Annotated in this window: 25 protein-coding genes; 10 read left to right on the top strand and 15 right to left on the bottom strand. The window is 62.2% G+C overall.

The features are described from left to right. Window positions 1-9: 9 nt before the first annotated feature. Complete coding sequence (gene metH / locus BUA41_RS07310) at window positions 10-3,741, bottom strand: methionine synthase (RefSeq protein ID WP_072821262.1); 3,732 nt, start codon at window positions 3,739-3,741, stop codon at window positions 10-12. A gap of 211 nt (window positions 3,742-3,952) precedes the next feature. On the opposite strand from metH, the gene nfuA reads away from it, so the two are divergent. Together nfuA and ftsH are read left to right on the top strand one after the other, a co-directional pair. Further along, a complete protein-coding gene (gene nfuA / locus BUA41_RS07305) occupies window positions 3,953-4,540 on the top strand; it encodes a Fe-S biogenesis protein NfuA (RefSeq protein ID WP_072821260.1) in 588 nt (195 codons plus the stop codon). A 215-nt stretch (window positions 4,541-4,755) separates the two neighbouring features. After that, window positions 4,756-6,594, top strand: coding sequence for an ATP-dependent zinc metalloprotease FtsH (gene ftsH / locus BUA41_RS07300; protein ID WP_072821258.1), 1,839 nt, complete (start codon window positions 4,756-4,758; stop codon window positions 6,592-6,594). Between the two features lie 75 nt (window positions 6,595-6,669). Here the strand turns inward: ftsH and BUA41_RS07295 are convergent, their stop codons facing one another. The 4 genes from BUA41_RS07295 to BUA41_RS07280 all read right to left on the bottom strand — a co-directional run bounded on the left by BUA41_RS07295 (window position 6,670) and on the right by BUA41_RS07280 (window position 9,628). Beyond that, window positions 6,670-6,906, bottom strand: a complete 237-nt coding sequence (locus BUA41_RS07295) for a thioredoxin family protein (RefSeq protein WP_072821256.1) — start codon at window positions 6,904-6,906, stop codon at window positions 6,670-6,672. Between the two features lie 18 nt (window positions 6,907-6,924). Continuing rightward, window positions 6,925-7,935, bottom strand: coding sequence for a permease (locus BUA41_RS07290; protein ID WP_072821254.1), 1,011 nt, complete (start codon window positions 7,933-7,935; stop codon window positions 6,925-6,927). A 63-nt stretch (window positions 7,936-7,998) separates the two neighbouring features. Continuing rightward, window positions 7,999-8,598, bottom strand: a complete 600-nt coding sequence (locus BUA41_RS07285) for an RNA polymerase sigma factor (RefSeq protein WP_072821252.1) — start codon at window positions 8,596-8,598, stop codon at window positions 7,999-8,001. A 64-nt stretch (window positions 8,599-8,662) separates the two neighbouring features. Then, window positions 8,663-9,628 (bottom strand): DNA-binding protein, encoded by a 966-nt coding sequence (locus BUA41_RS07280; RefSeq protein ID WP_072821250.1) that lies wholly within the window; start codon window positions 9,626-9,628, stop codon window positions 8,663-8,665. A gap of 123 nt (window positions 9,629-9,751) precedes the next feature. Between BUA41_RS07280 and BUA41_RS19585 the strand changes: the two genes are divergently transcribed. The 7 genes from BUA41_RS19585 (at window position 9,752) to BUA41_RS07245 (ending at window position 14,332) form a co-directional block, all read left to right on the top strand. Further along, window positions 9,752-10,105, top strand: coding sequence for a pirin family protein (locus tag BUA41_RS19585; RefSeq protein ID WP_139249074.1), 354 nt, complete (start codon window positions 9,752-9,754; stop codon window positions 10,103-10,105). A 6-nt stretch (window positions 10,106-10,111) separates the two neighbouring features. After that, window positions 10,112-10,282: a pirin-like C-terminal cupin domain-containing protein gene (locus BUA41_RS19720; protein ID WP_084671254.1), complete on the top strand. Its 171-nt coding sequence runs from the start codon at window positions 10,112-10,114 to the stop codon at window positions 10,280-10,282. 124 nt (window positions 10,283-10,406) lie between these two features. Continuing rightward, the gene (gene ycaC, locus BUA41_RS07265; protein ID WP_072821246.1) at window positions 10,407-11,030 is read left to right on the top strand and encodes an isochorismate family cysteine hydrolase YcaC; all 624 of its coding nucleotides are present in this window, start codon (window positions 10,407-10,409) and stop codon (window positions 11,028-11,030) included. 132 nt (window positions 11,031-11,162) lie between these two features. Then, a complete protein-coding gene (locus tag BUA41_RS07260; protein WP_245791870.1) occupies window positions 11,163-12,050 on the top strand; it encodes a pirin family protein in 888 nt (295 codons plus the stop codon). Window positions 12,051-12,072: 22 nt separating this feature from the next. Beyond that, entirely contained in the window at window positions 12,073-12,618 is a 546-nt protein-coding gene (locus tag BUA41_RS07255; RefSeq protein ID WP_072821244.1) for a DUF488 domain-containing protein, read from the top strand. 78 nt (window positions 12,619-12,696) lie between these two features. Further along, complete coding sequence (locus BUA41_RS07250; RefSeq protein ID WP_084671266.1) at window positions 12,697-13,878, top strand: tyrosine-type recombinase/integrase; 1,182 nt, start codon at window positions 12,697-12,699, stop codon at window positions 13,876-13,878. A 28-nt stretch (window positions 13,879-13,906) separates the two neighbouring features. Beyond that, a complete protein-coding gene (locus BUA41_RS07245) occupies window positions 13,907-14,332 on the top strand; it encodes a SufE family protein (RefSeq protein ID WP_072821242.1) in 426 nt (141 codons plus the stop codon). Window positions 14,333-14,338: 6 nt separating this feature from the next. Here BUA41_RS07245 and yidD read toward each other — a convergent pair whose 3' ends face one another. The 7 genes from yidD to BUA41_RS07210 form a co-directional block, all read right to left on the bottom strand. Further along, window positions 14,339-14,656 (bottom strand): membrane protein insertion efficiency factor YidD, encoded by a 318-nt coding sequence (gene yidD / locus BUA41_RS07240; protein WP_245791869.1) that lies wholly within the window; start codon window positions 14,654-14,656, stop codon window positions 14,339-14,341. After that, a complete protein-coding gene (gene hisI / locus BUA41_RS07235) occupies window positions 14,640-15,083 on the bottom strand; it encodes a phosphoribosyl-AMP cyclohydrolase (RefSeq protein ID WP_175546942.1) in 444 nt (147 codons plus the stop codon). Before hisI ends, yidD begins: the two co-directional genes overlap by 17 nt. Before the next feature lie 44 nt (window positions 15,084-15,127). Further along, a complete protein-coding gene (locus BUA41_RS07230) occupies window positions 15,128-16,096 on the bottom strand; it encodes an alpha-L-glutamate ligase-like protein (protein ID WP_072821238.1) in 969 nt (322 codons plus the stop codon). Window positions 16,097-16,099: 3 nt separating this feature from the next. Next, window positions 16,100-17,608 carry an inactive transglutaminase family protein gene (locus tag BUA41_RS07225; protein WP_072821236.1) on the bottom strand — a complete coding sequence of 503 codons (1,509 nt, stop codon included), beginning with the start codon at window positions 17,606-17,608 and terminating at the stop codon, window positions 16,100-16,102. Window positions 17,609-17,618: 10 nt separating this feature from the next. Continuing rightward, window positions 17,619-18,470, bottom strand: a complete 852-nt coding sequence (locus BUA41_RS07220; RefSeq protein ID WP_072821234.1) for an ATP-dependent zinc protease family protein — start codon at window positions 18,468-18,470, stop codon at window positions 17,619-17,621. A 147-nt stretch (window positions 18,471-18,617) separates the two neighbouring features. Then, entirely contained in the window at window positions 18,618-21,680 is a 3,063-nt protein-coding gene (locus tag BUA41_RS07215) for an efflux RND transporter permease subunit (RefSeq protein ID WP_072821232.1), read from the bottom strand. After that, window positions 21,680-22,819, bottom strand: coding sequence for an efflux RND transporter periplasmic adaptor subunit (locus tag BUA41_RS07210; protein ID WP_072821230.1), 1,140 nt, complete (start codon window positions 22,817-22,819; stop codon window positions 21,680-21,682). Before BUA41_RS07210 ends, BUA41_RS07215 begins: the two co-directional genes overlap by 1 nt. 262 nt (window positions 22,820-23,081) lie before the next feature. On the opposite strand from BUA41_RS07210, the gene BUA41_RS07205 reads away from it, so the two are divergent. Beyond that, a complete protein-coding gene (locus BUA41_RS07205) occupies window positions 23,082-23,615 on the top strand; it encodes a DUF3833 domain-containing protein (protein ID WP_072821228.1) in 534 nt (177 codons plus the stop codon). Window positions 23,616-23,711: 96 nt separating this feature from the next. Here BUA41_RS07205 and BUA41_RS07200 read toward each other — a convergent pair whose 3' ends face one another. From BUA41_RS07200 to ectA, 3 genes are all read right to left on the bottom strand, one after another. Continuing rightward, window positions 23,712-24,134: an ectoine synthase gene (locus BUA41_RS07200; protein ID WP_072821226.1), complete on the bottom strand. Its 423-nt coding sequence runs from the start codon at window positions 24,132-24,134 to the stop codon at window positions 23,712-23,714. Window positions 24,135-24,220: 86 nt separating this feature from the next. Beyond that, on the bottom strand, window positions 24,221-25,483 hold the full coding sequence (gene ectB / locus BUA41_RS07195; RefSeq protein ID WP_072821224.1) for a diaminobutyrate--2-oxoglutarate transaminase: 1,263 nt from the start codon (window positions 25,481-25,483) through the stop codon (window positions 24,221-24,223). Window positions 25,484-25,537: 54 nt separating this feature from the next. Then, entirely contained in the window at window positions 25,538-26,116 is a 579-nt protein-coding gene (gene ectA / locus BUA41_RS07190; protein ID WP_072821361.1) for a diaminobutyrate acetyltransferase, read from the bottom strand. Window positions 26,117-26,319: the final 203 nt, after the last annotated feature.

Raw genomic sequence — 26,319 nt, 5'->3', positions numbered from 1 at the left:
CAGGAAGAATCATTCTGGATCGTAGGAGAGCACCGGAGAGAGCCAGCGCTCCAGTTCACCCAGCGACATCATCTTGCGCTCGGCCAGGGCCTCGACCTGGTCCCGAGTGATCTTGCCGGTGGAAAAGTATTTCGATTCGGGGTGCGCGAAGTACCAGCCCGACACCGAGGCGGCAGGCCACATGGCGAAGCTGTCCGTGAGGACCATGCCCGTCCTGTCGGTGGCCTCGAGCAACCGGAACAGCGTCGCCTTTTCGGTATGGTCCGGGCAGGCCGGGTAGCCCGGGGCAGGGCGGATGCCCCGGTACTGCTCGGCGATCAGGGCGGTGTTGTCCAGTGTTTCGTCCGGTACATAGCCCCAGTACTCCTTGCGTACGCGTTCGTGCAGGCATTCGGCAAACGCCTCGGCGAGGCGATCGGCCAGCGCCTTGACCATGATGGCGTTGTAGTCGTCGCCTGCGGCCTCGTACTGCCGGGCCAGCTCGTCGGCGCCATGGCCGGTGGTCACCGCGAAGCCGCCGATCCAGTCTGGCTTGCCTGTCTGCTTGGGGGCAATGAAATCCGCCAGGCTGTAGCAGATGCCGTCGCGATTCTTGGTGCTCTGCTGGCGAATGTGATGCAGACGCTCGATCACCGTCTCCCGCGAGTCATCGGCGTACACCTCGATGACATCGTCATCGACGCTGTTGGCGGGCCACAGCCCGATCACCCCCCGGGCGGTGATGTGCTTCTCTTCGACCAGCTTGCGCAGCATGCTCTGGGCATCGTCGAACAGGCTGCGCGCGGCTTCACCGACCTTGGGATCGTCCAGAATCTTGGGGTACTTGCCCGAGAGCTGCCAGCTCAGGAAGAAGGGGGTCCAGTCGATGTACTCGAGCAGTTCCCCGAGGTCGTAGTCGTCGAATACCTTCAAGCCGGTGAAGGCCGGTGCCGGTGGCGTGCAGGCCTGCCAGTCCGGCTGGAAGCGACGTTCCCGTGCCTCGGCGTAGGAGACGTCCGCCGCCTTGGGCCGGCGCTTGGCATTGCGCTCGCGAACCTTCTCGTACTCGTCGCGGATGTCGGCGACATAGTCTGCCTTGTGCTCCGATGAGAGCAGACGACTCGCCACCCCCACCGCACGGGAGGCGTCGGTGACATAGATCACCGGCTGGTCGTACTGCTGGTCGATCTTGACGGCGGTGTGCGCCTTGGAGGTGGTGGCGCCGCCGATCAACAGCGGCAGCTCGAAGCCCTGGCGCTGCATCTCCTTGGCCACGTGCACCATTTCGTCCAGGGAGGGGGTGATCAGCCCGGACAGGCCGATGATGTCGGCCTTCTCGTCCCGGGCGGTCTGCAGGATCTTCTCAGTGGGCACCATCACGCCCAGGTCGATGACCTCGTAGTTGTTGCACTGCAAGACGACACCGACGATGTTCTTGCCGATGTCGTGGACATCCCCCTTGACCGTGGCCATGACGATCTTGCCCTTGGCCTTGGTGTCCTCGCTCTTCTCCGCCTCGATGTACGGAATCAGATAGGCTACCGCCTGCTTCATGACCCGGGCGGACTTGACCACCTGAGGCAGGAACATCTTGCCGGCGCCGAACAGATCGCCGACCACGTTCATGCCGTCCATCAGCGGCCCCTCGATCACCTCGATGGGGCGGGCCGCACGCTGACGCGCCAGTTCCGTGTCTTCTTCTATATAGGCGGTGATGCCCTTGACCAGGGCATGCTCGATGCGCTTCTCCACTTCCCAGCCGCGCCACTCGAGGTCCTCCTTCCTGGCGCCGCCGCTGCCGTCACCCTTGTACTGCTCGGCGATGTCCAGCAGCCGCTCGGTACCGTCCTCGCGGCGGTTGAGCACCACGTCCTCGACCGCTTCGCGCAGCTCGGCCGGCAGGTCGTCGTAGACCGCCAGCTGACCGGCATTGACGATGCCCATGGTCAGACCGGCCTTGATGGCGTGATAGAGAAAGACCGAGTGAATCGCCTCGCGCACGGTATTGTTGCCGCGAAACGAGAACGACACGTTGGAGACGCCGCCTGAGACCATGGCATGCGGCAGGTTCTGGCGAATCCAGCGGGTCGCCTCGATGAAGTCGACAGCGTAGTTGTCATGCTCCTCGATGCCAGTGGCGATGGCGAAGATGTTGGGATCGAAGATGATGTCTTCGGCGGGGAAGCCGATCTCGTCCACCAGCAGACGATAGGCGCGTTCGCAGATCTCGGTCTTTCGCGCCAGGCTGTCCGCCTGGCCGTCTTCGTCGAAGGCCATGACCACGATGGACGCGCCGAAGCGACGGCAGGCGCGGGCCTGCTCGCGGAAGGCGTCCTCGCCTTCCTTGAGCGAGATCGAGTTGACCACCGCCTTGCCTTGTACGCACTTGAGGCCGGCCTCGATGATGTCCCACTTCGAGGAGTCGAGCATGATCGGCACTCGGGAGATGTCCGGCTCCGAGGCGACCAGGTGCAGGAAGTGCACCATCGCTTCCTGGGAGTCGAGCATGCCCTCGTCCATGTTGATGTCGATCACCTGGGCACCGTTCTCGACCTGCTCCAGGGCCACCTCCAGGGCGGTGGTAAAGTCCTCCTCCTTGATCAGCCGCTTGAAGCGCGCCGAGCCGGTGACATTGGTGCGCTCGCCGACGTTGACGAACAGCGAATCGGATTCGATGTTGAAGGGCTCGAGACCCGACAGGCGGCAGGCAACAGGGCGTTCGGGAATCCGACGCGGTGCGACCTGGGTCACGGCATCATGGATCGCGGCGATATGTTCCGGGGTGGTGCCGCAGCAGCCCCCGATGATGTTGCACAGACCGCTTTCGGCGAACTCCCGGATGATTACCGCCATCTCCTCCGGTGTCTGGTCGTACTCACCGAATTCGTTGGGCAGGCCGGCGTTGGGGTGGGCCGAGACCAGGGTGTCGGCCTTGCTCGAGAGCTCTTCCAGATAAGGGCGAAGCTCCGCGGCACCGAGCGCGCAGTTCAGGCCCACCGAGAACGGCCGGGCATGACGCACCGAATTCCAGAACGCCTCGGTGGTCTGGCCGGAGAGGGTGCGTCCCGAGGCGTCGGTGATGGTGCCGGAGATCATCACCGGCAGGCGCTGGCCGCTCTCGTCGAAGAGCTCTTCCAGCGCATAGATCGCCGCCTTGGCGTTCAGGGTATCGAAGATGGTCTCGATCATGATGAAGTCGACGCCCCCCTCGATCAGTGCGGCAGCGGCTTCATGATAGTTATCGCGCAGGGCATCGAAGGTGACGTTGCGCTTGGCCGGGTCGTTGACGTCCGGCGACAGCGACGCGGTGCGGCTGGTCGGGCCCAGCACGCCGGCGACATAGCGCGGCACACCGGTCTCCTCACCGATCTCGTCGCACACCTGGCGGGCCAGCTTAGCGGACTCCCGGTTGAGTTCCACCACCAGCTCTTCCATCCCGTAGTCGCTCTGGGAGAGGCGGGTGCTGTTGAAGGTATTGGTCTCGATGATATCGGCGCCGGCCTCGAGGTAATCGCGATGGATGCGTCGCACGAGATCCGGTTGCGTCAATGCCAGCAGGTCGTTGTTGCCCTGCAACTGTGACGGCCAGTCGGCAAAGCGCTCGCCACGAAACTCCTCTTCGCTCAGGCGGGCATTCTGCAGCATGGTGCCCATGCCACCGTCGAGGATCAGGATGCGCCGGGCCAGAGTCTTCCTGAGTGCATCCGGCAGTGGGGCAGCGAAGGCAAATGAGTCAAGCGAAGTAACGGTAGCGGCAGCCATGAGCGGCGTCGGTCTCCAGCGATCAGGGGTACAGGTGCCCGCGATATGGGCGTTTTGCAGCCAGCGAAGGCTATCTACTGTTGTTTGGCCATATTAACAGAAAGCGTCACTGGCAGGGCAGCACGCTATATCCCAGTATTTCAGTCGGGATTGTGTTGTGTCGGGATTTTTCTTACCATTAGCGCCAGAACTTTCATGACGAGTCGATCCCATGAGCGAGAACATCCAGATTACCGACAGCGCCCAGGACTACCTGGCCGAATTACTTGCCAAGCAGAATGTCGAGGGCATCGCGGTGCGGATCTTCATCACCCAGCCGGGCACGCCGTATGCCGAGACCTGTCTGGCCTACTGCCGCCCCGGTGAAGAGGAGCCCAGCGACGAGAGGCTGGCCCTCGATAAGATCACGGTGTTCCTCGACAAGCACAGCCTGCCTTTCCTGGACGAGGCGGTGGTCGACTTCAACGCCGATCGCATGGGAGGCCAGCTGACCATCAAGGCGCCCAACGCCAAGATGCCCAAGGTCAACGCGGACAGCCCGCTGGAGGACCGGGTCAACTACGTGCTCTACAGCGAAATCAATCCCGGCCTGGCGGCCCACGGCGGCGAGATTCGCCTGATCCAGGTGGCGGAAGAGAACGTTGCCGTCCTGCAGTTCGGTGGAGGTTGCCAGGGCTGTGCCGCGGTCGATCTTACCCTCAAGGAAGGGGTCGAGCGCACGCTGCTGGAGCGCATTCCTGAATTATCCGGTATTCGCGATGTGACGGACCATACCGACACGACCAACGCCTACTATTAACGAATAGTCCAGGTAACGAATAGTCCAGGCGACAGGTATGAGATGTTGAAACGGGTCACCCTTTGGGCGGCCCGTTTCTCTATGTGTATCCGAGCTTGATGCATGCCCATGCTCCTTTCTCCAGCAGTGTCCTTCCTGCAAAGTGGCTTACAATGAAGCGGGGCCTGCACCCTGGCCGCGTGGATCGATGTCGGTGAGTTGATGGGAGGGGGATCATGGACCGCAAGGCACACATAAACCTCTGGTACGTCGTGCTCGCTATCTTTGCCTTGATGCTGTTCCAGGACTGGTGGTCGTCCAGCACCCAGGTCGAGAAGATTCCCTACAGCGAGTTCGAGAGCCTTCTGGAGGACGATCGGATCGAGGAGATCATGATAGGGCCGGAGGCGATCAGGGGAACGCTCAAGAGTCCGTTGGAAAGCGGCAATCAGCACTTCGAGACCACCCGGGTCGACCGTGACCTGGCCATGGACCTGGCGCAGTACGATGTGCGATTTGCGGGCGAGATTCCCAGCACCTTCGTCCGCGATCTGCTCTCCTGGATCATTCCGCTGGTCTTCTTCTTGGCTATCTGGATGTTTCTCATTCGTCGTCTGGCGGAACGTCAGGGGACGGGAGGCCTGATGTCGGTGGGCAAGTCGAAGGCCAAGGTCTACGTCGAGAAGGATACCAAGACCACCTTCGATGATGTTGCCGGGGTGGACGAGGCGAAGCATGAACTGCAGGAGATCGTCTCCTTCCTTACCTCGTCGGAGCGTTACAAGCGGGTCGGGGCACGGTTGCCGAAGGGCATACTCCTCGTCGGCCCACCCGGGACGGGCAAGACGCTACTGGCCAGGGCGGTGGCCGGGGAGGCCGGCGTTCCCTTCTTCTCTATTTCTGGCTCGGAGTTCGTCGAGATGTTCGTGGGTGTGGGGGCGGCCCGTGTGCGCGATCTCTTCGAGCAGGCGCGCAAGGAGTCCCCCAGCATCATCTTCATCGATGAACTGGATGCGCTGGGTCGCGCCCGAGGTGTCGGGCCCTTCTCCGGCGGCCACGACGAGAAGGAGCAGACGCTCAATCAGCTGCTCGCGGAGCTGGACGGCTTCGATTCCAGCGCCGGGGTGGTACTGCTGGCTGCGACCAACCGCCCGGAGATCCTCGATCCGGCGCTGCTCCGCGCGGGACGCTTCGATCGCCAGGTGCTGGTCGATCGTCCGGACAAGATCGGGCGACTGGCCATCCTCAAGGTGCACGTGAGGAAGATCCAGCTGGACCCGGCGACCGACCTGGAGCAGGTGGCGGCGCTGACGCCTGGTTTCTCGGGCGCGGAGCTTGCCAACCTGTGCAACGAAGCCGCAATTCTCGCGGCTCGAGAATCGCGGGCTACCGTCACCCTCGAGGATTTCAGCGCGGCCGTCGAGCGCATCGTGGCCGGTCTCGAGAAGAGGAATCGACTGTTGATTCCCAAGGAACGCCGCACCGTCGCCTATCACGAACTGGGTCATGCCCTGGTCGCGCTGACTCTGCCCGGGCAGGACCCCGTCCACAAGATCTCGATCATCCCGCGAGGTATCGGGGCCTTGGGCTATACGCTGCAACGCCCCACCGAAGATCGTTTCCTGATGACCCGGGAGGAACTCAAGAACAAGATGGCCGTTCTGCTGGGGGGCAGGGCCGCCGAGGTGCTGTCCTGCGACGAGATATCGACCGGCGCCAGCGACGATCTGATGAAGGCCACCGAGATCGCCCGGGCCATGGTCACCCGCTATGGCATGGTCGAGGCGCTGGGCCAGATCGCCTACGAGACGGAGCAGGGCACCTTCCTGGGCCAACCCATCGAGGGAGGTGGGCGCCGCTTCAGCGAGGAGACCGCCCGGGAGATCGATATCGCCGTGAAGGGGTTGGTCGAAGATGCCTATGAAGTGGCCAAAGGCATACTGGAGCGACGCCGCGACGAGCTGGAGACGCTGGTGGACGTACTGCTGGAAAAGGAGACGCTGACCAGCGATGAACTACCGACTCGTGTGTCCGAACCGGGTGTGAGGGTGCCAGAGCGACAAGACGTCTCGTGAGCCGTCGGGCCCCACCGCGGCCCGGTTGGGCGAATACCCTTCTGGACATTGCGGCGGGTACTCGAGTTGTCGCGATCACGCGCCGATCATGGCCTCGATCTTGGCGCGATTCGGCACGCCGCCGCTGTGCATGAGCTTGCCGTCGATGGCCACGGCCGGGGTCGACATGACCTGATAGTTCATGATGGTAGCCGGGTCGGTGACCTTTTCCACCTCGACCTCAAGGCCCAGTTCGCTGGCCACCGCCTGGATCTGTTCGGCGGTGGTCGTGCACTTCTTGCAGCCGGTGCCCAATACTTCAATCTTCTTCATGGTCTTGCTCCTTTTCGTTTAGTGAAAACCGCTGAACAGCCAGGGGCTCAGCAGGTTGATCAGCCAGCCAACGATCATGAAGTTGACCAGCAGGATGACGAAGATGGTGGCCAGCAGGCGCCACTGCATGACCTGCTTGAGCATGATGAACTCGGGAAAGCTGGCCGCCACGGTGCTCATGCAGAAGGCCAGGGTGGTGCCCACCGGCAGGCCCTTGAGGATCAGGCTCTCCATCACCGGGATGACGCCGGTGGCGTTGGAGTAGAGCGGCAGGCCGGCAAAGACGGCAGCGGGCACGTTCCACCATTGGCCGCTGCCCAGGTTGTCGGCGAACCAGCCATCCGGCACGAAGCCATGAAGGGCGGCACCCAGGCCGACACCGATGATTACCCACTTCCAGATCCGCTCGACGATCTCCTTGAGTTCGTCGCGGGCGAAGGCGTGACGTTCCTTGAGAGTGAGCGAGGGAGCTTCGGGAGCGGGTGAGTCGCCCTGGGGCGTCTCGGCAGCCTGCCGGTAGGCCTTGGCGGCAAAATCCTTCAACCAGCGTTCACCCTTGAGAACATCGAGCACCATACCGCCGCCGATGCCTACGCCCATGCCGATGATGATGTAGACCAGGGTGAACTCCCAGCCCAGCAGGCTCCACAGCATGATTACCGCCACCTCGTTGATGATCGGCGAGGTGAACAGGAAGGCCATGGTGATACCCAGAGGAATCCCGGCACTGGTGAAGCCCAGAAACAGCGGGATGCTCGAGCAGGAGCAGAAGGGGGTGATGGCCCCGAAGCCGGCGCCCAGGCCATAGCCGGTCAGGCGGTGCTTCTGCTGGATATAGTGACGTACCCGCTCCAGGTTCAACGAGGCGCGCATCAGCGCGATCACGTAGATCATCACCACCAGCAGCGCAAAGATCTTGGTGGTGTCCTCGATGAAGAAGTGCAGCGAGGTGCCGAGCTTGCTTTCGGGATCCATACCCGCCAGCCCGTAGGTCAGCCAGTCGGCCAGCCAGGTGAAGACCTCCAGCATGTCCGTGACTCCTGTCTCGTGAGTGTCTCTACTCAGAAGACGCAGCCGCCGGCAAAAGGATGCTCACCAGGCGCTTTTCGAATCGGGTGGCGGGTTGTGACAAGATAGGTCCAGCGGCTCGTCGGCCTTGTGACAGCAGACGCGACCCTCGGCGTCGAAGACGATCTTGCACTGCTCGATCAGTCGTTCGCGCAGGCGCTGTCGGGCACGACGCAGCCGCGCCTTGGTGGCGGGCAGGGTCAAGTCGTGTTGCTTGGCGAAGTCGGCTTGCCGGCTCCCTTCGAGATCACAGCGCTGGAGGATGTCTCGGTCCGCCGGTAAAAGATGGGGCAGGGCGCGAGCGATGCAGCCGGCGAGGCTCTCCAGCGGTGCCGGTGAGGCATCCACAGCGGGTCTCTCGGGCGGGTCGCCGTCGACCAGCCGCCCCGCGCGGCGCTGGTCGTCGATCCATTGGTGACGCGCCACCTGATAGAGCCAGGCGCGTGGGGTCGTCAGCTCACAGAACTGCTCGCGGTGTATCAGCGCCTTGGCATAGACCCGCTGCAACAGGTCGTCGGCGTCGTCGCGATTGCCGCAGTGGCGGATCAGGAAGTGCCGAAGCTCGTGGTGGTGGTTGCGCCAGGCAGCCTCGATGCAGGGAAAATCTCCGGATGGAGGAGTCATGATCGTTACGCACTAAAGGTTGCGGTGGGCCGGCAGGCTTGTCATTCCCATGCCCAGGATACCCTCAATAGGTAAATGGCGGAAATGGCAGTCTAGCCAGGCGCGCTTGGGCGTCGCGCAACGCCTCTTCCAGCTGTTCCTGTTTCTTGTCCCGCTCGACAAGCTGACTCTCCAGCCGTTCCTGCTTGCGCTTCAGCTCATGTGCCTCCTGCTGATGGCGATGCAATTCCCACTGCACTTCGCGATGGCCTGCTTGCTCTTCGATCAGCACCGCGCGCTGTTCCTGCAGCGATTTTTCCAGCTCCTCGGCCCGTTTATCCAGCTGCACCTGACGCCTGGCATGCTGCTTTTCCAGTTCCTGGCGTTCCCGCCGGGCATCGTCGAGCAGGGTCATGAGTCGTGCTTCGGCAGTCTCGTGGCGGTGTTCTTCCTGAGCAAGCCGGGTGTCGTGCTGCCGGGCCTGCTCTGCCAGGGCCTCTCGATATTCCGCTGCTTCGGCATCGCTTTTCTCACTTAGCTGGACAAGCTGCTCTTCCAGCCGAGCAATCTTGCTCGTCGCATTTTCCAGCTCGGCCAGACAGGCATCCAGTCGGGCCTGGGTCTGGGCCAGGGTGGTGCTCCTCTCGTCGAGGCGGGTCTGCAAGGTAGCCAGATACTCGGCCATAGCGGATTCGCGCTGGGTGGCGTCCTCGGCTCGCCGCTGCGCCTGTCGGGCTTGCTCCTGCGCCTCGCTGACCTGTTGATCCGCCTCCTGGCGGTATTGGGCGAGTCCGTGTCGGGCATGCTCCTGGGCCTGGCGCCAGAGTTCCTGGGTCAGCGCCTGCAGCGGTTCGGGTAGGTCTTGAGAAGGCGGCTCGTCGCGGTTTTCATCGCGTTCGACCTTCCATTGGCGTAGATGCTCGCTGAGGGTAGTGAAGCTGCCGGTGCCCAGCACCTCACGAATCTTCTGCACGCCTGGTGTTTCGCCGCGTTGCAGCAGCAGATGAATGGCCTTTTGTACGTCCTCGTACTGAACGCCGCTGCGTGCCATGAGACTCTCCTGTTCGAACCGTCCAGGCACTGAAGTGCCGATGCGACGGGCATTCTAGCGATATTTTTGTCGAAATAGAATTTTTACGTAATACATAAAACGTAATTTTATCATTTGTTTTCAATGGAAATTCATGATTACGCGGCTTATCTTGAATTTTTTTGCCATAGGGTGGAAGACAAGGCCGCCGACCCGAGCTATCAGTCAATTCTTGCGCCAGATATTCCTCATGTCGCGCTGGAGGAGGGCGCCGCCACCCTCAGGGTGATTGCCGGCCACTACGCCGTGCAGACCGGTCCAGCCCGAACCTTTAGCCCGATCAACGTCTGGGATCTGCAGCTGAATCATGACGGCGCCACTATGCTGGAGTTACCCGAGGGCCATACGGCAATGCTGGTCGTACTCAGCGGCACGGTCCACGTCAACGGTGACAGTATCGTGCGCGATGCGGAATTGGTGATGTTCGAACGTACGTAGAGCGAAATTCGGCTCGAGGCCAACAACGACGCCAAGCTGCTGGTATTGACCGGGGAGCCGATCGACGAGCCAGTCGTCGGCCATGGTCCCTTCGTCATGAATAGCGCCGAGGAAATCCAGGAGTCGATTCGGGGCTTTCAGGTCAGGCGCTTCGGCAAGGCGTCCTGCTCTGATTAACCTGGCAAGAACTTATGCTGGATTAATCGCGGCCCAAATAACCGGCGACCGATGTCGCCTTGCCAGGCGGCCAGGCATCAAAAGACACCCTGGCCGTTTCTGAGAAACCCTAAGGAGTCGTGTCATGTCTTATACCTACAACCGCCTCGATAAAGATGATGTCGTGCTATTGATGGTCGATCACCAGGCGGGGCTGCTCTCCCTGGTACGCGACTTCAGCCAGGACGAGTTCAAGAACAACGTCATGGCGCTGGCCGATATCGGCCGGTTCTTCAATCTGCCGACGATTCTGACCACCAGCTTCGAGGATGGCCCGAACGGTCCGATCGTGCCAGAGTTGAAGGAGGCGTTTCCCGACGCGCCCTACATCGCTCGGCCGGGTCAGGTAAACGCCTGGGACAATGAGGATTTTGTCAAGGCGGTCAAGGATACCGGCAAGAAACAGCTGCTGATCGCCGGGGTCGTCACCGAGGTCTGCGTGGCTTTTCCAGCGCTGTCCGCCCTGGAAGAAGGCTTCGAGGTATTCGTGGTCACTGATGCCTCCGGCACCTTCAACCAGACTACCCGGGACGCCGCATGGAACCGCATGTCCCAGGCCGGCGCTCAGTTGATGAGCTGGTTTGGCGTCGGCTGCGAACTGCACCGCGACTGGCGCAACGATATCGAAGGCTTCGGCGGGATACTGGCCAAGCATCTGCCGGCGTACTCCAATCTTATCCAAAGCCGGGATGCGACGCTGGGGAGCTGAACGTTACGGATCTTCGTGGACATCAGCGCCCTCTGCCTGATAGCGGAAGGCGCTCCAGGTCCAGCTTGGACACGCCGAGGTATCAGTCATGAGCAACACTGAAGCCAATCCCGCGCTTTACGAGTCGTTGGAATGCCCGGTTTCGACGGGCGGCGGTTGATTCAGCATCTGGCGGCGCGTACCGCCGATGTGGGCGGTATCCCGGTCAGCCGCTTGATACCCCAGCGCGAACGCCGACAGATCGGGGCCTGGTGTTTTCTCGACCATGCCGGCCCGGCCGACTTTTCGCCAGACAGCACCGGTCTGCGCGTCGGCCCGCATCCGCACACCTGCCTGCAGACCTTCACCTGGATGCTGGCCGGCGATATCCTGCACCGTGACAGCCTCGGCAGCGAACAGGTTGTTCGACCTGGCGAAGTCAATCTGATGACTGCCGGGCACGGTATCGCTCACACGGAGGAATCCCTGCCCGGTGAAACCAAGTTGCACGCTGCTCAGCTATGGATCGCCTTGCCTTATGCTCATCGTGATACCGCCCCCCGCTTCGATCACTATTCCGACCTGCCGCGCTGGCGAGAACAGGAGGTGGATGTCACTTTGCTGATCGGCTCTCTCAACGGCCGCGAAGCGCCGACCCTGGCGTTCTCGCCGCTGGTGGGGGCGGATATGCTGGCCCGGTCGGCTTCGCGGCTGCGCCTCGATCTACGTCAGGCGTTCGAATACGGCGTGCTCGTGCTGGAAGGCGCACTGCGCATCGGCCGGGATCGCTTTGAGCCCAACGAACTGGCCTATCTGGGCGGTGGTCTGGAGGACGTGACTTTCGAGTTCGACGCTGGCACTCGCGTCCTGCTGCTTGGCGGCGAACCGCTGGGCGAGGATATCTTCATCTGGTGGAACTTCGTCGGTCATAGCAAGACCGAGGTTGCCCAGGCCCAGTGTGATTGGGAGAGCGGTGACCCGCGCTTTGGTGAGGTGCCGGGGTTCAACGGCGAGCGTCTGATGCCGCCGCCAATGCCATGAAGGGGGTAAGAGGGATTCCGTCGTGAGACACGCCTTCTACACGGTGGGGCATTCGACTCGCACTATCGATGAATTTGTCACGCTACTACGGGTAGGCGAGGTCGAGTATCTCGTCGATGTGCGGGCCATGCCGCGCTCGCGCAGCAACCCGCAGTTCAACCACGACGCGCTGCCGGAAGCGCTTGCGCCGCTGGGTATCGGCTATACCCATAGCGTCGCGCTGGCCGGCCTGCGCAACCGCTCGAAAACCGTGGGGAATGACGTCAACGGCTACTGGCATAATCGCAGTTTTCACAACTATGCGGATTATGCCTTGTCGGAGGCGTTTCGCCAGGGGCTCGCAGAGTTGATCGAACTCGGCCACCGCCGGACCTGCGCGGTCATGTGCGCGGAGGCGGTGTGGTGGCGCTGTCACCGGCGCATCATCGCCGATCATCTGCTTCACCACGGCGAGCAGGTTTATCATCTGATGAACGACGACCGCATTCAGCCGGCGACGATGACCGAAGCGGCTCGGCCTGGGCAGGACGGCGGGCTTATCTATCCAAGGCTCGAAGGGAACTCGTGAGGCGGATCGACCGGTATCTCTGATGCCTGGGCAATTCCATGATAGCCTGCACTGCACGCTTTACCCGCTTTGGTTCCCATGCCGCTACCGACCCCGAATGCCACGGCCACGACTTTTCCGGACACGCCGCTCGAGCAAGCGGCATACGCGCTTGCGCCGCGTATTCAGGCGTCAAGCGATACCCAGGCGGTAAGCCAGTGGCTCAGTGAATATCAGGCCAGCCCCCAGACCTGGCGCACCTACCGCAAGGAGGCGGAGCGTTTGCTGCTGTGGCTGGGAGAGCAGGGGCTTACCTTGGATCGGATGCGCCGCGAGCATCTGGCGCGCTTCGAGGCGTTTCTCGGCGACCCGCAACCCACCGATCGCTGGATCGGGCCACCACGCCCGCGCGCCCATCCCGAGTGGCGGCCGTTTCGACGACCGCTGACCCCGGCGAGTCGGCGCCAGAGCCTGGTGATTCTGCAAGGGCTCTTCAGCTGGCTGGTGGAAGCGGGCTGGGTGGATCACAACCCGTTTCGACTGATGCGAGACAAGCGGCGGCGTCTGGATAACCGCCACGAGGGCATCGATCGCTATCTGGAACGCCCGCTGTGGGATTGGTTGTGGCAGTGGTTCAATCGGCCGCCGGCGCCGGAGGCCAGTGCGCGGGAGCGGTTCATCTGGCAGCGTCGGCGACTGATCTTCGGCTTCGCCTATCTGCTGGCCCCGCGTGTCAGCGAGATGGCCGCAGCACGGATGAGCGACTTCACGTGCCGGGAGGGTCGCTGGTGGTGGCGGGTGGTCGGCAAGGGCGACAAGCTTGCGAGCATTCCGGTGCCCCCGGACATGCTCGCACTGCTTGGCGACTGGCGAGTGTACCTGGGGCTGACGGCGCTGCCCGAGCCGGATGAGAATGGGCCGGTGCTGCGAGGGCTGGACGGTCAACGTGGCTTGGGCGACAACCAGCTCTACCGGTTGATCAAGGGAAGCTTTGGTGCCGCCGCGCAAGCGCTCGAGGAGGGCGAGGGCGAGCCTGCCCTGGCTCGCACCCTGCGCATGGCCACGCCGCACTGGCTACGGCATACCTCGATCACCCACCAGGCTCAGAGCGGTGTGGAACTGCGCTATCTGGCCAGAAGCGCTCGCCATTCGCGCCTGGATACCACCGCCCGCTACCTGCACGCCGAGGCCGAGGAGTGGCACCATCAGTTGCGCGACCATGGCGTGTCGCTTCGATCGATTCCAATGAGCGCAGACGTCGACGGACCCGAGTCGTTATAATGCCATCACGACCTCAAGAGGAGACGATATGAGTGCCCAGGAAGCCCAGGCCGAGCTGATCGAGGAATTCAGCTTCTTCGACAACTGGATGGATCGTTACCAGTACATCATCGACATGGGCAAGCAGTTGCCGGCGTTTCCCGACGAGCTGAAGAAGCCAGAGACGAAGATCGATGGCTGCCAATCCAATGTCTGGATTCACCACCAGCGTCGGGGGGAAACGCTGCATTTCGACGCCACTTCCGATGCGGCCATCGTGTCGGGACTGATCGCCGTGCTGATGCGCATCTACAATGATCGCACGCCCGATGAAATTGCCGAGACCACGCCGCGCTTTCTCGAGGACCTCGGGCTCGACAAGCATCTCTCGCCGACCCGGGCCAATGGCCTGCATGCCATGCTGACCCGCATCTACGCGGTGGCAGAGCAGGAAAGGGTGGCTGCCGGGAGCTGATGGCCGCTACCCACGAGATCGCTCATCAGGCTCGCTGCTGCTCGCTTCTTGGTCCGTACCGTGGTCGCATTTGCAGCGTGGGGGCACCGGATCGATGCCGCCAGCGTGCCAGGGGTGACACTTGAGGATGCGCCTGAGGGCCAGCCAGCCGCCCTTGAGGGGGCCGTGCAGGCGCAGTGCCTCGATGGCGTAGTTCGAACAGCTTGGCCAGAAGCGACAACGCGGGCCGAGCAGGGGGCTGATGCCGTACTGGTAGAGTCGGATGATGGCTATCAGGGGGAGGATGAGCGCGCGCCTGAGCACGTCTCTAGCCTCGAGGGCCATAGAGCGCATCCGGATCGATGATGGGTTCGACATCCACTTCACCATGCTCCGCCTCCAGCGCGACATAGAAACAGCTACGCCGTCCGGTATGACAGGCAGGGCCTGTCTGGGCGACCTGCAGCAACAGGGTATCCCCGTCGCAATCGAGATGCGCCGCCCTCAGATGTTGCTCCTGCCCCGAAGATTCTCCCTTGCGCCAGAGCTTGCCCCGAGAACGGGACCAGTAACAGACCCGACCGGTGCGCAACGTCTCCTCGAGTGACTGCCGATTCATCCAGGCCATCATCAGGACCTCGCCGCTGTCATGCTGCTGGGCGATGGCGGGTATCAGGCCCTCCGGGTTCCAGCGGACGGCATCGAGCAGTGACGACAGCGGCCGCCGGGTGCCTGGCTCTGCCTTTTCGAGACTCTTGAACAGGTCGCTCATCCTCTTCTTCCTACCTGCGTGATCGGCGTTGGTTCAAGAAGCGATCAAGAAGCCATCGCCTCCTGCAATTCACCGCGACGGGCGAAATGATGGCGTGCAAACGCTACCCTGGCATCCACGTCGCCATTCTCCGACTGACGCTCGATCAGGTCGAGACGCGATCGCAGTCCTTCGCCGTTGGCCATCTGGATGGCCAACCCCGGGCGCGCATTGAGCTCCAGCAGCATGGGGCCATGGCGGCGATCCAGCACCATGTCGGTGCCCAGATAGCCCAGGCCGGTCATCTCGTAACAGCTCGCCGCGAGCTTGAGCAGCACTTCCCAGTCGGGGACCTTCAGACTGACCAGATCGTGGCCGGTATCCGGATGGTCCACCCGGGGGCGGTCGAACTGCACGCCGCGTACGGCCGTGCCCGTGGCGATGTCCAGGCCGACGCCGACCGCACCCTGGTGCAGGTTGGCCTTGCCATCCGAGGCGGCGGTGGACAGGCGCATCATCGCCATGACCGGATAACCCTTGAAGACGATGACGCGAATGTCGGGTACGCCCTCATAGGTGTATTCGGACAACGAATCATCGAAGGCGATCAACGACTCCACCAAGGCCACGTCCGGCGACCCCCCCAGGGAGTAGAGCCCCGAGAGGATATTGGAGACGTGCCGCTCGAGATCCTCGCGGTGCAAGCGGTGGCCACTGGGCTTGATGTAGCCTTCGGCATCCTGATGTTCCACTACCAGAATTCCCTTGCCGCCACTTCCCTTGGCAGGCTTGACCACGAAGCCGGGCTGGCCGGAGACCATCTCGGCGACATGCTTGACGCTGAACTGGTTGGTGATGGTGCCGATCAGGTCCGGCGTCGTGATGCCATGGCGCTTGGCCAGCAACTTGGTCTTGAGCTTGTCGTCGACCAGCGGGTAGAGGCTGCGATCATTGTAGCGACCGATGTAGCGGATATTGCGTCGGTTCATGCCAATGATGCCCTTGGCTCTCAACTTCCCGGGCGTTGCCCACATGCCTCAATCCTCCGTGATCGGTTTGAAGCGGCGCAACTCGAGCAACCGATAACCGGTGTAGTTGCCCAGCAGCAGGATGAACGCCATCAGAATCAGTTGCACGCCCAGGAAATTGAACGTGATATGACGAATCCACGGGTTGTTCATCGCCAGGTAGGCGAGTATGGCGGTCAGCAGGCTGCCACCCCCCTGAATCAGCACTTCCTTGGAGCCTTCCTCCTCCCACAGGATCGACATGCGCTCGATGGTCCAGCTGAGGATGATCATCGGGAAGAAGGTGATCGTCAGTCCCGCATTCAACCCCATGCGATAGGCGACCACGGAGAACAGCGAGATGATGGCGATGACCGTGATGATCACCGCCGACACTCGCGCCACCAGCAGCAGGTTGAGATAGGAGAGATAGCTGCGGATCACCAGTCCTACCGCCACCACCAGCAAAAATCCCACCAGGCCGGTGAACAGCGAGGTCTGGATGAAGGCCAGCGCGATGAGCACCGGCATGAAGGTGCCTGAGGTCTTGATACCGACCAGCACTCGCAGCAACACCACCACCAGCGCCCCGATCGGGATCAGCAGGATGGTCTTGAACAGCGACTGCTCCTCGAGGGGCAGGCTGTGGATCGAGAAGTTGAGCAGGGTGTCATCCGCCAGCTGGTTGCGCACCGCGACCGAGGCCGGTTCGTTGTGCTGCAGCATGGAAAAGGTCACCTGGGAATCGCTGCCGCCCTGAACTTCCAGCACGGCCTGATCCCCCGCGCCCCAGAGCAGCAGATTGTCGGGACGGCCCTGTTCGCCGTTGGTGGGGTTGATGATGACCCAGTCGCCTTCTTCGTTGAACACCTGGATCCAGGTCGTCAGGGTTTGCCGACGTCGGCCATCCTCGAGCATCAGGCCATTGATTTCCCGCGCCGCGATATCGGCCTGATTCAGCAGGCGTACCAGCAGGGAGGGGCGATCGAACTGGGTCAGCAGCAGCCGGGCGTTCTCGTCCTGGCGATCGCCACTGAAGGCACGCACCAGCTCGCGAGCGAAGGTGAAGGCGTCGGCGGATTGCCGATAGGCACGCGAGATGGCGCCCTCCGCAGCGGTGTCGTAGGGGCGCTCCCAAGAGATGTCCGGGGCTGGCGAGGGTGGTTCGATATCCGGCGGGGCAGCCTCGGGGGCAACGAGCAGCTGCACCGAGTAGTAGAGCTGCTGGCTGCCCTTGGCGTCCCGGGTCGCCCACTGGGCGCGACGCCCCTCTTCATCGTCGAGAAACGAGAGACCGAACCCGGAGGAGGCGGTATTCTCGGTCAGCACGCGAAACCCCTGCTGGTTCGAGGGGAGGGCCAGGCTCACCTTGGCCGGGCCGCCGTCGGCGATGAAGTTGACCTGGGCCTCGACCTCCCATACCTGACGCTGTTCACCGGGCGCCCAGGGCACCTCGAAGGCGACATGCCGATAGATGGTCACCGCGATCCCGGTCAGCAGCAAGACCCCGACCAGGAGATAGAAGGGTACACGTGACATAGATGTCCTGTTATTCCTTGTCGTCTTTGCGATCGATCGCCTCGTCCTCGGCGGCCTTCTCGGCGGGCTCGCCCCCTGGGTATTCGGGACGTTCGTGTAAGTAGGTCTGGGCCACGTCGATGAGCGCGATGTCCATCATGAAGCGCCGGCCGAGCAGGACCGGGAAATCCAGATGGGAGCGGTCGTTGAGGGTGAAATCGACATTCTGCTTGATCGGGCCGAGGCGCATCAGCAGCGTGATGACGGGACGGCTCTCTTCACCGGATGCCTGGATGATGCGTACGCGTCGCGTGACCTCTGCCTCGATCCACTTGTCGCGGGCCTCGTCGACGACGATGTCCTCTTCGTCCACCGCCAGCTTGAAGCGTACCCAGTCGTCTCCCTCGCGCTCGAACTCGGTGATTTCCCGGGCGGAGATCGACCCCGTGTTGGCACCGGAATCGATACGCGCCTTCAGGTAGGTGCCGATGTTGGGAAAGCCTACCCACTCGTTGCGGCCGAGCAGCGTCTTGTTTTCCAGGGCCGCCACGTCGCTGGTGGGGCATTCCTGCTGGGGGGCGCTCGTTTCGCTGCTCAATCCCCTGATCTCTGTCCGCAACGATCGCAGCATGCTGCCGATCTCGCCGACCTCGCCGCCGATCTCGTCGAGACGCGCTTCCTGGGCCGCCAGGGCGCCGCCATGGTCGTTGTTGGTGCATTGCCGAGCGAGACGTCTCTCCATGCCGCTCAACATCGTGTCGAGCTCAGCGGTGGTGGCCAGGGTGTCGAGCCGATCGTCCTGGGATGACAAAGGGGCTTGGGCGCAGCCGGCGAGCAGGCCCGCACCGGCAATGAACGACAACAGAAGATATCGAGTTGGCATGGCGATTGAAATCCTTCTTATACCGTGCGATGGCACCGACCCGCTCAGGGTGCATGATAGACGGAACCTCCAGAGGGCCCATGATGATAAGGAGTCGACAGGCACGCTGTCCATGTGCCAAGCAGATTCGTGAGGTCTTGGGCCAGATTACCCCGTTGCATTCACCGTCTCCTGGTCTCGGGCGGCATTGTGATCTCGCGCCAGCAAGATGTAGAAGGCCGGGAGCACGAACAGGGTGAACACGGTGCCGATACCCAGCCCGGTGGCAATCGTCAGGCCGATATCGAAACGACTCACGGCGCCGGCGCCGGTGGCCAGCAAGAGCGGCACCATGGCGACGATCAAGGCCACCGAGGTCATGAAGATCGGGCGCAGGCGTATCGCCGAGGCCTCGATGACCGCGTCTCTCTTGTTCAGCCTGCGATCCTGCTGCAGCTGGTTGGCGAACTCGACGATCAGGATGCCATTCTTGGCCACCACCCCGATCAGGGTAATCAGGCCGACCTGGGTATAGATGTTCATGGTCGACACGCCCAAGGTGATGAAGGTCATGGCGCCGGCAACGGACATCGGCACCGACACCAGGATGATCAACGGATCACGCCAGCTCTCGAATTGCGCCGCCAGCACCAGATAGATCACCAGCAGTGACAGGAAGAAGGTTACCACCAGGGCACCGCCCTGGCTCATCAACTGGCGCGATACCCCCTTGTAGTCGACGGAGTACTCCGGCGGCAGCATGCGCTCTGCTGTCTCGTTGAGCCAGCCGATGGCATCTCCCAGCGCCACGCCAGGCAGCGGGACGCCTTCGAGTACCAGCGAGTTGAGCTGCTGGAACTGGGTGCGTTTCGAGGGTTCGACATCGTGCTCGAAGGTGACCAGGTTGCCCAGGGAGACCTGCTGTCCCGAGGCCGTGCGGATATAGTAGTTCTCGATCATCGAGGTATCGAGTCGATACTGCTGTTCGACCTGGGGGATCACCTTGTAGCTGCGACCCTCCATGCTGAAGCGGTTGACATAGGCTTCGCCCAGCAACGTCGACAGCGCCTGACCCACGTCGGCCATCGACAGGCCGAGATCGGCAACACGATCACGATCGATCAGGACCCGGCTTACCGGACGGTCGAAATCGATGGATTTGCGCAGGAAGGCGAAGTTGCCGCTGGCCATCGCCTCGCCCAGCAGTTCGTCGGCCACGGCGTTCAACTCCTCGAAACTGTTGCCGGTGGTGAGCACGAACTGGACCGGCAGCCCGCCGCCGGAACCGGGCAGGGAAGGTCGCGGGAAGGCTGCGGTCTGCAGGCCGGTTACCTGAGTGAGCGCATCCTGCACGTTGGGCATGACCTCCATCTGGGAGACGTCCCTTTCGCTCCACGGCTTCATCTTGAAGCCCCCGAACACGACGTCGGCGCTGATGCCGCCCAGGATCATGAAGGTCTCGTTGTAGCCGTCGATCTGTTCCACGCCTTGTTGAATGTCGTCGGCGTAGCGCTTGAGGTACTCGAGGGTCGCGGTCTGGGGAGCGGTCCCCTGGAAGAAGATGATGCCCTGGTCTTCCGTGGGTGCCAGTTCGTTCTGACTGGTGATGAACATGAAATAGATCGATACCAGCACGACCACCGCGAAGACCACCAGCACCGACAGGGTCTGCAAGAGGCTCGACAGCAGCTTCCTGTAGCCGTTGGCCAGGCCGTTGAAGACGGTCTCGACACCGTTCTCGAAGCGCGATGAGGTGCCGTGGGGCTTCAACACCTTGCCGGAAAGCATGGGCGACAGCGTGAGGGCGATGACACCCGATACCAGTACCGCACCGGCCAGGGTGAAGGCGAACTCGGTGAACAGCGAGCCCACCAGGCCGCCCATGAAGCCGATGGGGGCATACACGGCGATCAGGGTGGTGGTCATGGCGATGATGGGAGTCGCCATTTCGCGCGCGCCATTGATTGCCGCATCGAAGCGCCTTTCCCCCGCCTCGATATGTCGATGGACATTCTCGACGATGATGATAGCGTCGTCGACGACCAGGCCGATCGCCAGCACCATCGACAACAGGGTCAGCAGGTTGAGGGAAAACCCCAGGACCAGCATGACGAAGGCACCGCCGATCAGCGAGAGCGGGACCGCTACCGCCGGCACCAGTGCGGCACGAAACGACCCGAGCGTCAGGAAGATGACCACCAGGACGATCACGAGAGCCTCGAGCAGGGTCTTGATCACCTCGTTGATCGAGTCCTCGATGAATTCGGAGGCATCGTAGGGCACCACCGCATTCAGGCCGGTGGGCAGCTGGGAACGTATCTCGGGCATCGATTCGCGCACGGCCCGGGCCACGTCCAGGGGGTTGGCCCCGGGCGCCTGTTCGATCGCCATAAAGGTCGCCGGTGTACCGCTGTACCAGGCCACGCTGTCGTAGCTTTCCGCGCCGAGCTCCGCTCGGGCCACGTCCCGCAACCGGATGATGCTGCCATCGTCGTTGCGCACCACCAGGCTGTCGAACAGCTCGGGATCGGTGACATCCGTGTTGGCGGTCAGGTTGATGGCGACGAATTCGCTGCGCGTCTTGCCCACGCCGGCCTGGTAGTTGTTGCTCTCGAGGGTCTCGATCACGTCCTCGGGGGTCACGTCCAGCGCCGCCATGCGCGTGGGATCGAGCCAGATGCGCATGGCAAAGCTCTGACCGAAGAGTCGTGCCTTGGCGACCCCGGGCAGTGCCTGCAGCTTGGGCTGCACCACGCGAGTCAGGTAGTCGGTGATCTCCGGGACCGGCATCTCTTCGGAATAGAACGCCAGGTACATGAGCGCCGTGGTGTCCCCGGTGGACGATTCGATCACCGGGCTCTCCGCCGCCTCGGGCAGCACGCTGCGCTGGCTCGCCACCTTGGCCTGAATCTCGGCCAGCGCCGCGTTGGCGTCGTAGTTGAGCTCCATGTTGACCTCGATGGTCGAGCTGCCCTGGATACTCGTCGAGGTGATGTAATCGATGCCTTCGGCTTCGGCGATCGCCTGTTGCAGCGGCGTGGCGACGAAGCCCTGCACCAGTTCGGAGCTGGCCCCCGGGTAGGCCGTGCTGACCGTGATGACGGTGCTTTCCAGCTCGGGGTACTGGCGTACCTCCATGTCGAGCGTCGCGCGAAGCCCCATCAACAGGATCAGCAGGCTGACGACGGTAGCCAGGACCGGTCGATGGACGAAGATATCGGTGAATCTCATCAGCCTTGCGCCTCTTGGCTGTCCTTCGCCTCGCTCGCGGTGTTGGCCGCGGCCGGCTCGATCGTCTGGCCATCGCGCAAGCGCAAGAGCCCGGTGGCCACGACCCGGTCGCCGGCCTTCAGGCCATCGGTGATCTCGACCTGGTCGCCCCGGGTGCGGCCGGTGGTCACCTGGGTGCGAGATGCGATCGTCTGGCCGTCGTCATTCTCGACGACCTTGAAGACGAAATCCCCGTAAGTATTGAAGGAGAGGGCGGTGCGAGGAAGCGTCAGCACCTCATCGGCCTGGGGTGAGAGCGTACGTACGTCGGCGAACATGCCCGGGCGCAGGCGCTTGTCGGGGTTGTCGAGGCGTGAACGTACGTCGAACGTTCGGCTGCTCTCGTTGACCGCCGGGGAGATGGCGATGATCTCGCCGGTGAATACATCGCCGGGATAGGCCGAGACACGCACCTCGACCTGACGTCCTGGCTGTATCTGATCGAGCCGTTGCTCGGGGACGCTGTAATCGGCGTAGATGGGGTCGAGCATGTCGAGCCCGACGATGGCCGTCCCTGTCGCGATGTATTGTCCCAGGTCGACCTGACGCAGGCCGACGGTGCCGTCGAAGGGTGCGCGAATGGTCTTCTTGTCGAGCTGGGCCTGCTGCTGTGCCACGTCGGCGCGAGCCGCCTGATAATCGGCCCGTGCTTCATCGTATTGCGACTGGGAGATGGCATTGCGGGGCAGCAGGTCGGAGTAGCGACGGAACGTTTCGTTGGCGAGCTGGGCCTGGGCCTGGAGCGCTTCCAGTGCCGCCTGATCGACACTCGAGTCAAGCTTGAGCAGGATGTCGCCCTGGCGGACATCCTGGCCGGATTCGAAGGCGATTTCACTGACCACACCCGGCACCTCGTTGGCCACCTGAATGCCGTTGATGGCACGCAACGTGCCGACCGATTGCAACTCGGTGCGCCAGCTCTCGGTGTCGATGCGATGAACTTCCACGGGCATGGCAGGTTGCGGCTGGGCCTGCTGGGCCTCCATCTGCTGCATCTGGTAGTACTTCCAGCCAAAGATGCCGCCCAACACCACGGCCAGGAAGACCAACACCACGATCAAGCGAATGAAGAGTCTGAATTTTCGAACGGAGGATTTCATCCGGTAAGGCCCCAGGCTTTTCCTGGCCAAACGAGCGGCAGGCAAGAGTTGAAAAATGGGTTACCAATCATGCGTGTTATACCAGGGAAAGGCCAGTCCCGGCTCATTGGCGGATAGCGTATTTAACATAATATACATTCTACGAAGTAGTTGCCGTCACATTGTCGCCCGTGTTTTACCGATGCTTGGACTGGCGACGAGGCCGAATCCCCTCCAGAATACCAGCATATCCGTGACAATTCTTGTACAGAGGAGCCTGTCAATGAAAAGATTCAGCATGCTGTTAATCGTGGTGCTCGTCTGGGGACTGACGGCCTGTGCAGGTGTCGACACCGAGGATTACGCCGGCACGGAGCCACGCCTGGATATCGGCGACTACTTCCAGGGCGAGACCCGCGCCTGGGGCATGGTTCAGGATTACAGCGGCAAGGTTCAGCGTCGCTTCACCGTGGACATCACCGGACGCCTGGATGGCAGTACGCTGACCCTCGATGAGCGCTTCACCTATGCCGATGGCGAGACGGATCGCCGGGTGTGGACCTTCGAGAGACTCGACGAACACCGTTGGCGCGGCGAAGCCGATGATGTGGAAGGCTCGGTTCATGCCGAGAGCTACGGGCACGTATTTCACATGCGCTACCCGCTCGAGGTGGATATCGACGGCTCGACCTGGACCTTCAGTATGGATGATTGGATGTATCTGCAACCCGATGGTCGCTTGATCAACCGAACGACCATGTCCAAGCTGGGCATCACCTTGGGAGAGATCACTCTGGTCTTCGAGCGCTCCCGGTGATGCTCGGACCACGATGCCCGGACCACAAGGCCCCGACGATGACGTGCGTCATTCGGGGCCATGAGGGGCATGACCGGCGAGCGAGATCACCTACGCTTACAGAGGCTTCTCGTCGTCGGCCTCGTCGACATCGTCGGCCGGCGCGTAGGAGCCGTCATCGCGGTGGATCTCCTTGCCGGTCAGCCCGGGCGTGAAGACACAGGCCAGGTGCATGGTCTTGCTGGCGCGCAGCAAGTGCTCGTCGTGCTGGTCGAGGATGTAGATGTCCCCGGGCTTGATCGGCCAGATCTTGCCGTCGGCCAAGGTTTCCACTTCCCCTTCCCCTTCCATGCAGAACACCGCTTCGAAGTGGTGCTTGTAATGGATGTGGGTTTCGGTGCCCTCGTAGATCCGCGTGATATGGAACGAGCAATTGCCGCCGTCCTGCGCCAGCGAAAGCCGCGTGCTGTCCCAGTTGCCATTGGCCGCAGTCACCAGACGATCTGTCTTGCGGGCTTCTTCGAGATTGCGAACGATCATGGGCGGTATCCTTTCTTGTAGAACGCTTTGCTTGGAGGGCGGGCAGCGACCTGCCCGTCCGATCACTCATCACCAGTCGCGCTGGCCTACAAGGCTTGCTTGGCGCTGGCTTCGAGAATGTCCAGTCCATCCACCAGGTCTTCATCGCTGATGGTCAATGGGCACAGGCACTTGATGACCTGGTCATCCGGCCCGCAGGTCTCGACGATCAGTCCGTTCTTGAACGCCTGGGCGGTAATCTTGTCGGCAATATCGCCGGTGCCCACATCCAGACCGCGCATCAGGCCGCGCCCGCGCTCGCTGGCCGGGTGCCCTTGCTCGGTCAGCCAGGCAGCGATCTTCTGGAAACGATCCTCGACGATGCGCCCCTTGCGCTGGACATCGCGCTCGAGCTTGTCGTTGGACCAGTATTCCCGGATTGCCGCGGCGGCCGTGGTGAAGGCCAGGTTGAAGCCCCGGAAGGTGCCGTTGTACTGACCCGGTTTCCACTTGTCGAGGTCGGGGCGCATCAGCACGTGGGCAAACGGCAGGCCATAACCGGACAGCGACTTCGAGTTGGTGATGATGTCCGGGGTGATGCCGGCGTGCTCGAAGCTGAAGAACTTGCCGGTGCGTCCGCAGCCTGCCTGGATGTCGTCGATGATCAGCAACAGATCGTGGTCACGGCAGATCTGTTCGAGGCGCTTGAGCCACTCGATGCCGGCCACGTTGATGCCGCCCTCGCCCTGCACGGTCTCGATAAGCACGCCGGCAGGACGATCCAGTCCCCCGGACTTGTCGCCAAGCAGCTTCTCGAAGTAATCCAGCGTATCGACCTGCTCGCCCAGGTAGCCGTCGTAAGGCACGAAGCTTGCACCCTGCAACGGAATACCCCCGGTAGCTTCGCGAAACTTGCTGTTGCCCGTGGTGGCCAGGGCGCCCATGGTCACGCCATGAAACCCGTTGGTGAACGAGACGATGTTGTGCCGCCCCGTGGCCACTCGAGCCAGGCGGATGGCTGCCTCGACAGCGTTGGTGCCCGTCGGTCCGGGCAGGTGGACCTTGTAGTCCAAGCCCCGCGGCTTGAAGATCACCTCCTCGAGGGCCTCCAGATACTCGCGCTTGGCCTTGGTCCACATGTCCAGACCATGGACGATGCCGTCCGAGGTGAGATAGTCGACCAGGGCCTGCTTGATCTTGTCGTTGTTGTGGCCGTAATTGAGCGTCCCGGCACCGGCGAGGAAGTCGATGTACTCCTTGCCGTCCTCGGTGTTCAGTCGTGCTCCTTTCGCCTGGGTAAACACCACGGGAAAGGAACGGGAATAGGTGCGAACTTCGGATTCCATGCGTTCGAGAATCTGAGTCTGCATGCAAGGGTCTCCTGATCGGTAAACGGGAATGGATGTGCTGAGATAAGGCGTGGCCTAGAGGCGTCTTGGGTCGAAGGGGCCGATACGCACCAGGTTTTCGGGGTCATGCTCGCCGCCCAGTTGGTCGGTCGAGAAGTATTCGCGACTGTTGAGCGGCGCCTGCCAACGATCCGCCAGGCGCTTGAACAGCCCCCAGGAAGCGGTGTTGTCCGGGGTGATCGTGGTTTCCAGATGGCGTACCGACGCCATTTCCGGACGTCCGAGAATAGCCTCGACCAGCCGTCTCGCCAGGCCGGTACCGCGCGCCTTGTCGCCGACCGCCACCTGCCAGAGGAAGAAGGTGTCCGCGGCACTGTGCTTGGTGTAACCGGATACGAAACCGACGATTTCCCCATCTTCGTCGGTAGCCACCGCACAGCTGTCACGGAACTGCGTGGCCAGCAGCAGGTAGGCATAGGCGGAGTTGACATCCAGGGGTGGGCAGGATTTCACCAGTTCATAGATGCCCCAACCATCCTCGGTCGTCGGCTTGCGTATGAACAGCGGTTTGTGGGTCTGACCCACGACCGCATCGGCGACGCTGGTCTTGGCCAGGTCCGCCGACGGGGTGAACGCTTCGGTAGATGCATTCATGTCCATGAATCGCCATTGCGAATTTGTGGAGGAGCATAACAAACACTTATCGATAGATCAAAAAGCGATGTTATTCCCAGAGGGTTTGTTGATAAATCTTTTTTATACTAACGGCGGTGCCGTCACTCTGAGTCTAGGCCATGGAAGAGCGATAGGAACAAAAATGAAGCCACCCGAAGGTGGCTTCCCATGGCGCGCAGGAT

The organism is Modicisalibacter ilicicola DSM 19980 (assembly GCF_900128925.1).
Lineage (GTDB): Bacteria > Pseudomonadota > Gammaproteobacteria > Pseudomonadales > Halomonadaceae > Modicisalibacter > Modicisalibacter ilicicola.
This window is presented reverse-complemented; position numbering and strand designations above follow the sequence as displayed.